The 13169-nt window shown below is 60.7% G+C and carries 18 protein-coding genes and 1 tRNA gene; 18 read left to right on the forward strand and 1 reads right to left on the reverse strand.

Translation table 11 applies throughout. The annotated features are described in order from the left end of the window. Positions 1–3 precede the first annotated feature (3 nt). The 4 genes from AC0Z42_RS04560 (at position 4) to AC0Z42_RS04575 (ending at position 2466) form a co-directional block, all read left to right on the forward strand. Complete coding sequence (locus tag AC0Z42_RS04560; RefSeq protein WP_485467054.1) at positions 4–360, forward strand: hypothetical protein; 357 nt, start codon at positions 4–6, stop codon at positions 358–360. After that, positions 357–1367, forward strand: coding sequence for a PDDEXK family nuclease (locus AC0Z42_RS04565; RefSeq protein ID WP_485467055.1), 1011 nt, complete (start codon positions 357–359; stop codon positions 1365–1367). Before AC0Z42_RS04560 ends, AC0Z42_RS04565 begins: the two co-directional genes overlap by 4 nt. Positions 1368–1425: 58 nt before the next feature. Beyond that, the gene (locus AC0Z42_RS04570) at positions 1426–1851 is read left to right on the forward strand and encodes a hypothetical protein (protein WP_485467056.1); all 426 of its coding nucleotides are present in this window, start codon (positions 1426–1428) and stop codon (positions 1849–1851) included. Between the two features lie 72 nt (positions 1852–1923). Beyond that, positions 1924–2466 (forward strand): hypothetical protein, encoded by a 543-nt coding sequence (locus AC0Z42_RS04575; RefSeq protein ID WP_485467057.1) that lies wholly within the window; start codon positions 1924–1926, stop codon positions 2464–2466. A gap of 227 nt (positions 2467–2693) precedes the next feature. On the opposite strand, the gene AC0Z42_RS04580 is transcribed toward AC0Z42_RS04575, so the two are convergent. Then, complete coding sequence (locus tag AC0Z42_RS04580) at positions 2694–2984, reverse strand: hypothetical protein (RefSeq protein WP_308920577.1); 291 nt, start codon at positions 2982–2984, stop codon at positions 2694–2696. Positions 2985–3111: 127 nt separating this feature from the next. Here AC0Z42_RS04580 and AC0Z42_RS04585 point away from each other — a divergent pair. The 14 genes from AC0Z42_RS04585 to AC0Z42_RS04650 all read left to right on the forward strand — a co-directional run bounded on the left by AC0Z42_RS04585 (position 3112) and on the right by AC0Z42_RS04650 (position 13169). Next, positions 3112–3185: transfer RNA gene (locus AC0Z42_RS04585), tRNA-Gly, on the forward strand. 78 nt (positions 3186–3263) lie between these two features. Then, entirely contained in the window at positions 3264–3410 is a 147-nt protein-coding gene (locus tag AC0Z42_RS04590; protein ID WP_485467058.1) for a hypothetical protein, read from the forward strand. Positions 3411–3848: 438 nt separating this feature from the next. After that, positions 3849–4097, forward strand: a complete 249-nt coding sequence (locus AC0Z42_RS04595) for a hypothetical protein (RefSeq protein ID WP_485467059.1) — start codon at positions 3849–3851, stop codon at positions 4095–4097. A gap of 1 nt (position 4098) precedes the next feature. Further along, a complete protein-coding gene (locus tag AC0Z42_RS04600) occupies positions 4099–4737 on the forward strand; it encodes a putative metallopeptidase (protein ID WP_485467060.1) in 639 nt (212 codons plus the stop codon). A gap of 30 nt (positions 4738–4767) precedes the next feature. Continuing rightward, positions 4768–5244 carry a DUF2280 domain-containing protein gene (locus AC0Z42_RS04605; protein WP_485467061.1) on the forward strand — a complete coding sequence of 159 codons (477 nt, stop codon included), beginning with the start codon at positions 4768–4770 and terminating at the stop codon, positions 5242–5244. After that, complete coding sequence (locus tag AC0Z42_RS04610) at positions 5213–6538, forward strand: phage terminase large subunit family protein (RefSeq protein WP_485467062.1); 1326 nt, start codon at positions 5213–5215, stop codon at positions 6536–6538. Before AC0Z42_RS04605 ends, AC0Z42_RS04610 begins: the two co-directional genes overlap by 32 nt. Positions 6539–6552: 14 nt before the next feature. Beyond that, a complete protein-coding gene (locus AC0Z42_RS04615) occupies positions 6553–7920 on the forward strand; it encodes a DUF4055 domain-containing protein (protein ID WP_485467063.1) in 1368 nt (455 codons plus the stop codon). Then, a complete protein-coding gene (locus tag AC0Z42_RS04620; RefSeq protein WP_485467064.1) occupies positions 7921–9243 on the forward strand; it encodes a structural protein in 1323 nt (440 codons plus the stop codon). 166 nt (positions 9244–9409) lie between these two features. Further along, positions 9410–9775, forward strand: a complete 366-nt coding sequence (locus AC0Z42_RS04625; protein WP_485467065.1) for a DUF1413 domain-containing protein — start codon at positions 9410–9412, stop codon at positions 9773–9775. 129 nt (positions 9776–9904) lie between these two features. Continuing rightward, entirely contained in the window at positions 9905–10690 is a 786-nt protein-coding gene (locus tag AC0Z42_RS04630) for a DUF6651 domain-containing protein (protein ID WP_485467066.1), read from the forward strand. A gap of 18 nt (positions 10691–10708) precedes the next feature. Then, entirely contained in the window at positions 10709–11686 is a 978-nt protein-coding gene (locus AC0Z42_RS04635; protein ID WP_485467313.1) for a major capsid protein, read from the forward strand. Between the two features lie 62 nt (positions 11687–11748). Beyond that, positions 11749–12237, forward strand: a complete 489-nt coding sequence (locus AC0Z42_RS04640; protein WP_485467067.1) for a hypothetical protein — start codon at positions 11749–11751, stop codon at positions 12235–12237. A 51-nt stretch (positions 12238–12288) separates the two neighbouring features. Further along, the gene (locus AC0Z42_RS04645; RefSeq protein ID WP_485467068.1) at positions 12289–12801 is read left to right on the forward strand and encodes a DnaT-like ssDNA-binding protein; all 513 of its coding nucleotides are present in this window, start codon (positions 12289–12291) and stop codon (positions 12799–12801) included. Next, the gene (locus AC0Z42_RS04650; protein ID WP_485467069.1) at positions 12798–13169 is read left to right on the forward strand and encodes a hypothetical protein; all 372 of its coding nucleotides are present in this window, start codon (positions 12798–12800) and stop codon (positions 13167–13169) included. Before AC0Z42_RS04645 ends, AC0Z42_RS04650 begins: the two co-directional genes overlap by 4 nt.

The following is a 13169-nucleotide window of genomic DNA, read 5'->3' on the forward strand; positions in this document are numbered from 1 at the left end:
TCTATGAAAAATCAAGAAAATAAAATCGCAGCAAACAAACGCCTTGCCGAGCTGCTTGGCTGGTCCAGCCTGGTCGAGGTCGGCGGCTCGTTACTCGGTATGCCGCCGGCGGGCGCGGCCGAAAGCCGTGGCCAGGCGCTGGTGCCGGACTGGGCTGGTGACTGGTCGGTGATCGGGCCGATGGCAGCAGAGCGCCAAGTCGACGTTTTGCACAGCAGGGGAAATGTGTATGGCCGCTGGGGCGCTGCTGCCAACTGCGCGGTGCGGGTAGCGGTTGACCACATGACCGATGATCGCGATGTGGCGACGCGAATGGCGCTGACGCTGGCCGTGATCGCCAAGCTGGAAGTCTGCCAATGATCGCCGTCACCTTGCCATGGCCAAGTGCTAAGCTCAACCCCAACCGCAGCAAGGGGCTGCACTGGGGCGCCGAGGAGGATGCGCGACTCGTGGAATTGGCGGCCACGATGGGGCACGCTGAGATAGCCGTGATAACGGGCAGGTCTAAGGCCTCCGTGCGCAACCGGTGCTGGCGCCTTGGCGTTCGGACCGGCGCTGAAAAATGGACCTTGGCTGACCTTGAAATTCTCTCTAACGCCTACGCTGATGGCAAATTCGTCGACGTCGTCGCTCTTGCGCGCAGTCTCGGGCGGACGGAAGCATCAATTCATTTAAAGGCAAGTCGACTTGGGCATGGTGCATCTGATAGGCCGCGAGTTTTGCAGGCGAAAAACAGGGTTAAGAAATTTGATACGCCAGAGGCCCTGCGTGCTGACCAGTCGCAGAAGGCCAAAGAGCGCATTGCAACCCAAGGTCATCCACGAGGCGCTCTTGGCCTAAAGCACTCCGGGGAGGCAAAGGAAAAAATGTCAAAAGCATCAGCGAAATGGAATGCGTCCGTTACTGAAGATCAAAGGCGAGAAATGACGATTAGGGGATTAAAGACAAAGGCCGCGAATGGCACGATGGTGAACCCTCGCCCCGGCGCAAGCTGGAAGGCGGGCTGGCGCGACATTGGTGGCATTCGGAAATACTACCGCTCCAAGTGGGAGGCGAACTATGCCTACTACCTGGAATGGCTCAGGCAGAAAGGCCAAATCGCCGCATGGAAACACGAACCTGAAACGTTTTGGTTTGATGGCATCAAGCGTGGGTGCGTGAGCTATCTCCCTGATTTTTGGGTGCAGGAGATGGATGGCGCGGTTGCGTATCACGAGGTGAAGGGATGGATGGACGATCGTAGTAAAACGAAAATCCGGCGGATGGCGAAATACCATCCCGCCGTGAGGCTTATCGTTATCGATGCGAAGGGGTATGCGGCCCTAGCCAAATCTGTTCGGCTTCTCGTCCCTGGGTGGGAGGCATGATCCGCCGCGAGTATGGCGCCAAGCCGGGCGCGGTGCGCATCGAGATTGGCGGTGCGTCATGAGCGCCAACAAGAAGCCGCGCAAGCGGTACGTGCAGAAGCCGGCCGTGCTGCCGGCGGGCCTGCGCAAAGACCTGGCTTTCGAAATGCCGGGCTTCCAGGCCAGCGAGGCGATGGGCAAAAACCACTTTCGGGAGCAGCACGTCTACGACCTGCTGAGCAACGCCGATATGGCACGGCGCACGGCGCCGGACGGCCACGAGATCCTGCCGGTGGCGCAGGCCATGGTCGAAGCGATCGCCGAAATCCAGGCGCGCGCCCAGCGCACCGGATCCTTTGGCGTCACCGGCGACGAGATGCGCCTGCTGCGCGAGGGCATTGGCAAAACGATGATTTTTCTGCGCAGCGTGTCGAATGTCGACATTGCCCGGGCGTCACTTGCGGCGATCCGCGAGTTCAACAAAACAGGGGTATTGAGGGTATGAAAAATCATCGTAGAACGCACTATTTCAAATCGGAAATGGGTGTTAACATTGACTCACAAATGAAAGGCACCCATGGGATTTCCTGATCGCTACATCGCTTCAATCGGCTCGACCAATCTGCTGGACGACGCGCTGCACCACCAGACCGAGCCGCTGGCCGCCGCCGCGCTCGCCGGCGATATCGGCGCGCTGCTGTGTCGCGTGAAGTACGCGGATGGCACGCTCGATCGCATGTTCGAAGGCAGCCAGCAGAACCTAGCACAGCTGCTGCGCGTCTGGACTGATGAGGTGATCCGCCGCGGCCAGACACGCCGCTGGGTGCCCGCAAACACGGCTTGGGATGCGCAGGCGGCGCAGGCGCTTTACCGCCGCGTGGCCGAGAAGTCGCTGGCGCATTGGCTCGACAGCACCTGCAAGGGCTGCAGCGGCACCGGCGTTAAGGTGCTGCTGGGCAATGGCATCTGCACCAGCTGCAGGGGCACGGGCACCGCAGCGATCCACGGCGCGGCCGGCCTGGAGCTGGAGCGCGTCAAGGACATGGTGAGCGAGCTGAGCGCCATTTCCGACAGCCATTCGGGCAGAGCGGGCGGCCTGTTGCGCGGCAGCGACCGGTAGCGAAAAATGTAGTGCGCCTGTGTTTACAAACAGTATTCCGTTGTATAATGCAGGCTCTTATTCAAGAAAACTCTTCCGGAAATCGTAATGTGCGCCTGGCGCCACCGATAGCCGGAACTAGCGACAGTACCCGGACCCAGCGCCGTATCTGCACGCCTTGAATTTGCCGCTCACCACGCGCTATAGTCGTGGGAGCAACATCGAAGCCACCCTTGAGGTGGCTTTTTCTATGCTGCTATATTCGCTTCGACGTGAGTATTAGTTGTGACCCGTAGCATGTGTGCGAGAACATCTTCGTAGACGAACGCTACAACTGCAGCCGCGCTGCCGTTCTCGAAGCATAATTTTTCGCCAGCTTCCGAGGCCCAAGCCTTGACGCTCTTGTTGTCGAAGGGTGGTGCCGAGTTCTGTACGTCGATCGGAAATCGAGAGCCAAGATTTTGCTTGGCGGCGAGAAAAGCTTCCTGAGTACGTTCCGTGTAGAGGAAGACGTACGCAGGCAAATGTGGCTTGTTCATTGCGGCTCCAAATATGCAGCCGTCCTCAGGGGCGGGGAGGCGACTATCGGTCCATTGTATGCGCTTCTATCAATGTTTGCGAGAAATTAACTTAACACCAAGCGTATAGCCAAGATCAATTTCCCGCGCGGGCGTAGCTCAATGGTAGAGCGGAAGCCTTCCAAGCTTTCCACGCGGGTTCGATTCCCGCCGCCCGCTCCAGCTTCTCCTTGCTCGGCACGCCGGGTTTCGCCGCCGGCCGCATCACTGCGCCGGCGGCTTTTCTATTTGAGGTGGCGCATGTTCGATATCGACTTCCGCTCCATGATCATCGCCCTTCTGTGCCTGGGCGCGCTGATCGGCGGCGCCATCGTCGCGATCATCCTGCTTGCCTGGCCCTGGTTGTGGGCGATTGCCAAGCCGGCGCTGCGCGCCTGGACTGCCTGACACTTGCGACCTGCCAGCGCGCTCCAGTGGCAGAGGCTCACAAAACGGGCGCAGTCACCGACGCATCATGGCCAAGAGGCTCCACCGCAATTCATCGCGGCCCTGCTTGGCACGGGCGGTGACACCAAGTTAAATGTTCTATCGAGGCCTGCGGCGCACCCGAGGGTCGTAGCTCAGCACCCGCAAGGCCGTTATTTTGTCCACGCCTCGGCTGATCAGATATTCCTCTGCGGCGCTCAAGCCGACTTCCATCACCAGGCGCACGGCGATATTAACTACCTTCTCGGTTTCCGTGTCAGGGCGAGAGAGGAAGGGTGCTGTCTGAACGCCGTTTGGGCGAGTGTCTTGGTTCATATATTTCTTTGCGGAAAAGCAATATCGTGCCGCGCAGAAACAATGAGGCATTGATTTTTATCAAACTTTGTTCACTCTACTGCTATGGATAAAATTCAACACCCATCGAACAACGGCGTGCTCGGAGCGCCTGCAGGCTGGGACCAAGGCGAGCTGCCATGCAACGCGCTGCCGGTTACGCACACGCACGTCGGCGACCTGCCGGCCGTGCTGTCGTACTGGCGCCCCGATGCTGACGAACTGGCCGCGCTAAACGCCGGCGGCGCCATCCGGCTGTGGGTGGTGGGCGCAACGATGCCGCCGGTGATGCTCGACGTCGACGGCGCCCAGTAGCATGGCGCGCAGACAACCAGCTGCGCCAGGCTCAGGTCGCCCGGTACCGCCACTCGAATTCACCGACCCGCTGAACAATCGATACCTGCCCGCACCCGAGGTGCTCAAGTGGGCGCGCGCAACCATCCTCACCGAAGGCGGCGCGCTCTACAACGAGGACCACGCGCACCTGGAGTCTTGCAATGTTCAGTTCCTGTGGGCGCCGGAAGGTTTCGTGAAGGCCGGCCGCGCCGTGCTGGGTCAGTGCGAAGAAGTGACGTTTCGCTGTGGGCCATGGCAAAAGGGCAGACAACAGCAACAGATGGCCGACTGGTTCGGCGCAGTGCCGGACTTCCTCATCACCCTGGACGCATCGTATTGCCTGACCTGCAGCGACGCCGAGTTCTGCGCCCTGGTCGAGCACGAGCTTTATCACATCGCCCAGGAGATGGATGACTTCGGCGCGCCGGCTTTCAACAAGTACGGGTTGCCGAAGCTGTGCATGCGGTCGCACGATGTCGAAGAGTTCATCGGCGTGGTCCGCCGCTACGGCGCCGGCAAGGACGTGCAGCGCATGATCGATGCAGCAAAGACACCGCCCGAAGTGGCGAGAATCAACATCGCGAGGGCGTGCGGAACCTGTCTGCTCAAGGTCGCATAGCTTTACGCGGCTTTTACCGGATGGCAACTTATGGCAGCACTACGAGACGAGGTGAAGCTGTTCATCGTCCAAGCGCTGGCCTGTTTTGACACGCCGACGCAGGTTTCGAAGGCAGTAAAAGAGGAGTTCGGGCTTGATGTCATGCGGCAGCAGGTGGCCGCTTACGACCCGAATTGCTACGTCGGGCGCAACCTCAGCCTGAAATGGCGCACGGTGTTCAGCGACACCCGGGCCAAGTTCCGCAACGAAGTCGCAGAGATTCCCATTGCCAGCCGGGCCTTTCGCCTTCGCGCGCTGGGCCGGATGGCGCAGCAGGCCGAGGGCATGCGCAATATTGCGCTGGCTGTCTCGGTGATAGAGCAGGCCGCCAAGGAGGTGGGCGATGTCTACGTCAACCGCCGCCTCGATGCGCCGAAAGCACCAGGTGATACCGGCGAAGGCATGCCGGCCGCACCTGAATACATATTGAAGCCCGATGAAGACCTCCCCGACAGCCCGATTCTCTGAAGGGCCTGTCGCGCTGACGCCGAAACAGGCGAACATTTATTGCTGGGGATGGCAAAAGAAGGCTCGATTCCGTGATGCGGTGTGTGGCCGGCGCTTTGGCAAGACATTCCTGGGTAAGGCCGAGATTCGCCGTGCTGCGCGCTTGGCTGCCGAGTGGGGCGTCAGCACCGAGGACGAGATCTGGTATTGCGCGCCGACGTTCAAGCAGGCGAAGCGCGTTTTCTGGAAGCGCCTCAAGCAGGCGATCCCGCCCAGCTGGCGCGCCGGCAAGCCGAACGAGACGGAATGCTCGATCACCACCAAAGCCGGCCACGTCATCCGCATCGTCGGCCTGGACGCCTACGACAACCTGCGCGGCTCCGGCCTTTTCTTTGCGCTGGTCGATGAATGGGCCGACTGCGTGTACGCCGCCTGGGAAGAGGTGCTGCGGCCGATGCTGTCGACCTGCCGCTTCGTCATCAATGGCGAGGAGCGTGTCGGCGGGCATGCGCTGCGGATCGGCACGCCCAAAGGTTTCAACCATTGCTATGACAGCTACCTCGATGGACAAGGGCGTGAACCTGACCACAAGAGCTGGCTGTACACGTCGGTCGACGGCGGCAACGTCCCGGCCGAAGAGATCGAGGCGGCGCGGCGCAAGATGGACCCGCGCACCTTCCGCCAAGAGTACCTGGCCAGCTTCGAGAACTACCAAGGCGTCATCTACTACTGCTTCGATCGTCGGCGCAATCATACCGACGACACGGTCAAGCCAGGCGATGCGCTGCACATCGGCATGGATTTCAACGTTGGCAAAGGGGCGGCGGTGGTGTTCGTGATCCGCGACGACCTGCCGCGCGCTGTCGATGAGTTCATGGAGGTGTTTGATACGCCGGCCATGATCGAAAAGATCAAGGGCCGATACAAGCAGGCCAGCCAGCAGCATTTGATAACGATTTACCCGGATGCGTCCGGCCAGAACCGCAAGAGCTCTGGCGCCAGCGAGTCGGACCTGTCGCTGCTGCGCGCCGCCGGCTTCACGGTGGTGGTCGACCATGCCAATCCTGCAGTGAAAGACCGGATCAACAGCGTCAACGCGATGCTGTGCAACACCTACGACCAGCGCCGGATGCTGGTCAATACCACCAAGTGCCCAAAATACACGCTCAGCCTGGAGCGTCAGATTTATGACGACAAGGGCGAGCCGGACAAGAAGGGTGGCTTTGACCATGCCAATGATGCCGGCGGCTACTTCATCACCAAGCGCTGGCCAGTGACGAGTCGCACGACGACCACCGCGCCGCTGCGCATGTAACAACAAGGATTTCCATGACCGACGCCGTACGCAAACAATCAGCCGAAGCTGTGAAGCTGAACGAGGATTGCGCCCTGGTTGCCGCGCTGCTGGGCGGCACCAAGGCCATGCGGGCCGCAGGCGAGAAGTACATGCCGCAATGGCCAGGGGAGGATGGCGAGACATATAAGCTACGCCTGGCCGTGGCCACATTGTTCCCAGCCTACGCCCGCACCATCGATGTGCTGTCGGCCAAGCCATTCAGCAAACCGGTGACGCTGGGCGAGGACGTACCGGAACGCCTGAAGCCTTGGCTGCAAAACGTCGACCTGGCCGGCCGCGACCTGCACAGCTTCCTGTCGGAGATCACCCAGGAGGCGATGGGTTACGGCTTCTCGGGCATCCTGGTTGACTTCCCGAAGGCGGGCAACCTGGTGACCAAGGCCGACGAAGAGGCCGCCGGCGTGCGCCCGTACTTCGTTCAGGTGCATGTGCAGAACATCCTGGGCTGGCTGCCGAAGACCGCCACCAGCTTGGAAGGCCTGACGCAGTTGCGTCTGCTGGAATGTGTGTCCGAGCCGAACGGCGACTTCGACACCAAGGAGGTCGAGCAGGTGCGCGTGCTGGGCCGCGGCACATGGCAGATCTGGCGCCAGGTCGAAACCGGCAGCAAAAAGGATTGGACGCTGTATGACGAGGGCATCACCAGCCTGAAAATCATCCCCTTTGTGCCGGTCTACGGCAAGCGCCTCGGCTACATGCAGGCCACGCCGCCGCTGCTAGAGCTGGCATACACCAACATCGAGCACTGGCAGAGCAAGAGCGACCAGCAGAATATTCTGCACGTTGCGCGCGTTCCGATCCTGTTTGCCAGGATGCTTGGCGAGGGCGGCATCACGGTCGGCGCCGGAAGCGCGGTCAAGTCCGACAATCCCGACGGCGACCTGAAATTCGTGGAGCACACTGGTGCTGCAATCGATGCCGGGCGCATGTCCATCCTCGACCTGGAAGACCGGATGCGCCAGGCCGGCGCCGAGCTGCTGGTAATCAAGCCAGGGAATGTGACCGAGTCGCAGACGCTGGCCGACAACGAGCAGGGCGCCTGCGCGCTGCAGAAGATCGCGGGCAACGTCGAGGACGCCGGTGACCAGGCGCTGCAGCTGATGGCTGAATGGGTGAATGAGCCGGAAGGCGGCCACATCACCATTTTCAAGGACTTCGGCGCCGCCACCTTGGCTGAAGCCAGTGCTGAACTGCTATTCAAGAGCGTGGCCAACGGCCGTATCTCGGGCGAAACCTACTTCAACGAGCTACAGCGCCGCGGCATCCTCTCGCCTGACCTGAAATGGGAAGACGAGCAAGAGCGCATCCAGTCCGCCCCGCCTGACCTGCTGGCGGCATAGATGGGCGCGCTCGAAGAGTGGATCGCCGAGATGTTCCTCGTGCACTCCCTGAACCTGCTGCGCTTTTCTTCCGGCGCGCAAGAAAAGATCCTGCTGCTGATGGCCGCCATGTCGAAGGAATTGACGGCCAAGCTGAACGAAGGCGAGATATCGACATACGGCAAGCAGCGCCTGGGCGCGCTGCTGCGCGAGTCGAATGCGGTGATTTCGTCGCACTACACCGGCATGCAGGCCGAAATGACCCGCAATTTGACCGGCATGGTGCGCATCGAGGCCGATTACACGGCCAAGGTGCTGACGCAGGCGCTCAAGATCGAGTTGGGCGCGAAGCTGCCGCCGGCAAATTACCTCGAAAAGCTGGTCGGCGACACGCTCATCAAGGGCGCACCGTCGGCGGGCTGGTGGAAGCGCCAGGCGCTGGATACGCAATTCCGCTTCGCAAACCAAGTGCGGCTCGGTGCCGCGCAGGGCGAAACGACGTCGCAGATCGTGTCGCGCGTGTTGGGCAAGAGCGCCAAGGCGGCCGATTCGCTGGCCGACAAGCCTGCGCTGCCCGCCACGCCACCAATGCCCGACCCGAAGGCCGCGCCGCCATTGAGCAAGCCGGGCGCCGCACCTGACGCTTTGGCAGGACCGAAAGGCAAAGGACCGGGTGCACCTGACTCGCCAAGTGCGCCGCCAGCCGGGCCGGCAGCAAAGCCTGGCGCGCCGGCAGCCGACCCATCCGGTAAGCCAGCGGCCAAGCCGCCTGGCGCCGCACCGGATCCTGTGGCGCCAGGCGAGCAGGGAATTCTCAGGGCGTCAGCAGCCAACGCCCGCGCGCTGGTGCACAGCTCGGTGCAAGCCGTGGCCAACGCCGCGCGTCTGGCCTCGTTCCAGCAGAATTCTGACCTGATCGAGTGCTTGGTATGGCTGTCGACGCTTGATTCGCATACTTGCCTACTGTGTGCCATGCGCGACCTGCAGGAGTACACGCTGGACGGGCAGGAGCCGATCAACCATACGCACGAGTGGGCAGGTGGCCCTGGCGCCATTCATTTCAGCTGCCGCTGCGTGCTCAGCACGCGCACCAAGTCATTCAAGGACTTGGGTATCGAGCTGGACGAGCCGGGCGAAAGCACGCGCCCCAGCGATGGCGGCGCGGTCAGCAGCAAGATGAACTTCGCCAGCTTCCTGGCCAGCAAAGACAAGGCCTGGCGGGCCGAATACCTGGGCCCTGGCCGTGCTGAGATGTACGAGGCCGGCAAGATCACGCTGAACGACCTGATGAATCTCAAGGGTCGCAAGCTGACCCTGGGGGAACTGCAGGCGAAGTACAAATAACAAACTTCGGATAATCGTTATGTGTCGCGAGCAACTCTGTACGCCTGAAGATTCCCGAGTAGAGCTAAGCATTCTTTGTTTGTTGCATTCAATAAGTGTTGCATGTAATGAGTGTTGCATGTAATATTCGGATGTCGGGCGATGGCGCCCTTATCCGGAGGAAACTATGAAAAATGTACGTGTCACTTTGACTGATGATCAATATGAGCAAGCATCAAAAGCAGCGAAAGACGGTGGTTTTGCCGGTATTAGTTCTTATTTTGTAAGTTTTGTAGGCGGATCCGATAATGATGCAGATGTCTCAAAGATAATTGCCGAGGCTCGTACGCCCGCATTGACAATGACCACGGTTAATTCTTTGTTCACGCTGAAGGCATTGTTTGATCGGGAATATTGGAATGCCTTCCCTGCAGGCGTGCGAACTAAAGCTGGAAAACGATTTTACGCTGAAGTAATTGCGGGCAAATTCCCAGGGATCGAAGTTGGGCCACTAACAGGGTCCAACCATCAAACATACCGTCGAACAAAGTAATAACCAAATCCATCGAATTTATTCAAGCCGCCCGGGCAATCAGGCGGCTTTTTTTATGCCGCAAGCGGACGCGACGCGGTGCACGGCCAGAAGGCCATTCACAAGGGCGGATGCCCAGAAAGCCACCAAATGAAACTCAAACTCGATGCAAATGGCAATGTCGTTGTCCAGGATGGCAAGCCAGTCTACGTACATGACGACGGGAAGGAAGTCCCGTTCGATGCAGTCGCTGCGGTGCAGAAGATCCAAGGCCTGAATGGTGAGGCGAAGTCTCACCGCGAGGCCAAGGAAGCTGCCGAAGCGAAGCTGCAAGCGTTCGCTGGCATTGACGACCCTGCCGCTGCAACGAAAGCGATCGAACTGATGAAGAACGTCGATGAAGGCAAGTTGGTCGCGGCCGGCAAGGTTGAAGAAATCAAGCTGGCAGCGAAGAAGGCAGCAGAAGAGCAGGTCGCCGCCGCCAACAAGACCCACGCCGACGAGCTGGCCCGCACCAAGACCGAACTGGATGCCATCACCGGCAACCTGTATTCGGAAATGATCGGCGGCAGCTTTAATCGTTCGAAACTCATCTCCGAAAAGTTCGCCATCCCGGTCGACCTGGTCCAGGCGCGCTTTGGCCAGGCCTTCAAGGTCGAGGCCGGCAAGATCGTTGCCTATGACGGTGCCGGCAACAAGATTTTCTCGCGCGCCCGCCCGGGCGATGTGGCCGACTTTGACGAAGCGCTCGAAACCCTGGTGGATCAGTATCCCTACAAGGATCAGATTCTCAAAGGATCGGGCGCATCCGGCGGTGGTGCGCAGCAACCGAATGGCGGCGGTGGCGGCCAAAAACAAACTGGCAATCTCGGTGGTACGCGCGAAGAGCGTGCCGCTGCTTTTGCTGCTCAATATCCTGAATTAGCGAAAGGCTAAAAAATGTCTCTCTCCCAGATGCAAGTTTTTAACAAGTACATCATGCCAGCGACCATCGAGACGCTGGCGCAGATGGTGGAAAAGTTCAACGCTGCCAGTAACGGCGCGATCCGTCTCACGACCGAAGGCTTCGAAGGCGACTTCCTGCAGGAGTCCTTCTTTGCTGCCATCCATTCGGCGCAGCGCCGTGTGAATCGCTACGGCGCCAACAGCGCCGCTGCCGCGACGGATTTGACCCAGCTGAAACACAGCTCGGTCAAGATCGCGGGTGGCTTCGGCCCGATCCGCTTCGAGCCATCGCAAATGACCTGGCTGCACAAGCCGACGGCTGAAGGCATCGAGGTCGCCTCGCGCAATTTCGCCGAAGCGATGATGGCGGACCAGCTGAATACCGCCATTGCAGCACTGGTTGCGGCCATCAGCAACAACGCCAACACGGTCAACGACGTGAGCGCGACCCAGGGCGTGGACTATATCGCCATGAACGAAGCCCATGGCAAGTTCGGTGACCACAGTGGCAACCTGGTTGCGCAGATCATGAACGGCACGACGTTCCACAAACTGATCGGCGCCAACCTGGTCAATGCCAAGCAGCTGTTCCAGGCCCAAAACGTGCGCGTTGTCGATATCCTCGGCAAGGCGGTGGTCGTTACCGACGCCCCGGCGCTGTACTCGGCCGCCGTGGGCGCTTCGCCAGGCCCCGCCGCCCCCGCGAAGCTGCGCGTCTTGTCGCTGGCCGAAGGTGCCGCAACCGTTACCGACGGCTCCGACATCATCAGCAACATCGAAACGACCAACGGTAACCAGCGCATCGAAACCACGATGCAGGTCGACTACACCTTCGGCCTGGGCTTGAAAGGCTACACCTGGGACGAAGCCTCGGGCGGTAAGTCGCCATCCGATGCTGCGCTGGCTACTGGCTCCAACTGGGACAAAGTTGCCACCAGCGATAAGCACACGGCTGGCGTGATCACCATCGGCGACGCGACCAAGTAAGCCGGCGCCGCGCCTCCACGTGGGGCGCGGCATCTTCCATCAAGCAGAAAATGGAGTCTCAAATGGAAAAAGATCAGAACAACATCTGGTATCTCGCGGGACCGATGTTCCAATACAACGAGGACGTCAAGGCGCTGGCGCGCCTGGCCGGCCTCAAGATCGTCGATGCAACCGTGGCTGTTGACCGCGTGAATGCCGCTGAAGAAGTGCCGGAAGTCACGATCAAGGCCGAGTATGCCGAGCGGGCCATGTCCGCCAATGGCGACCACGCTCCGACCGTAGCGGAGCTTCTTTCGGCCCGCGCTGATCTGCTGGCCACGCACGATCAACTGCTGGAACGCGAGCGCGCGCTGGACGAGCGCGCCCAGCGCCTGACTGAAGCGGAAGAGCGCGTTGCCGAGCAGGCGCGAGCCAATGAAGTGGAAGCGCAGCGCCTGTATGGCGAACGGGCCGCTGCTGCCGACGCAGCGACCAAGGCCGCCGTCGAAAAAGTCGCCGCTGATAAAGTCGCAGCAAAGGCTGCCGAGAAGGCCGCCGGCGACAAGAAGTAAGTCAGCAGTACAACAGCCCGCCGCGCGCGGGCTTTCCACATTAGGATCATCATGCTCATCACTGAAACTGGCGCCGGCCTGGCCGATGCCGAATCCTATGCCAGCGTCGCCGCGGCAGATGCGCGCTGCGCCAGCCTGGGCCTGATCGCCTGGGCTGCGCTGGCCGAAGCCGACAAGGAGATTGCGCTGCGCCGGGCCACGCTGTTCATGGCCACCTACCGCACGCGCTGGGCCGGTCGCCGGGTTTATCAGAAACAGGCGCTGGACTGGCCGCGCTACAACGTGGCGGTCGATGGTTTTACCGTGCCAAGCACCACGGTGCCGGTCGACGTAGTCAATGCCTGCATCGATTTGGCCGTGCGCGCCGGCAGCGGCGAGGATCTGCTGCCCGACCTCGACACCGGCTCGAACGCCATCAAGAAGGACAAGACCGGGCCGCTGGAAACGGAATACTTCCAGAACACCACTGACGCGCGCGAGCGCTTCGTGGCCGTGGACGCGCTCCTGGCGCCGTACTTCGGCTCGGCCGGCGGCGGCAATTCCATGAAGGTGACACGAGCATGAGCGCATATCCTGCAGTTAAGATCGACGGCTGTTTCGTTGCCGACAACACTTACCGCGATGGCGACAGGGTCTGGATTGTCACCAATCTGATCGCGCGCGCCAAGGATCTCACGCCGTTCGATCTGCCGCTGGCGGCGATCTACTCCGGTACCGAGGTCTGGACGCCGGTCGGCTCGGCCTACGGCATCGCACACCACGTGCGCCGCGCGTTGGACGTCGACACCAGCTACCCGATCATCATGTGCCAGCAGGGCTTCATCATGGACGGCTGGCACCGGGTGCTGCGCGCACTGATTGACGGCAAGACCACAATCAAGGCGGTGCGCTTCGCCGAGACGCCGCCATACGACTATTTGAAGGTGGGGTAG

The organism is Janthinobacterium sp. 1L-D-8-B-C4 (assembly GCF_057291295.1).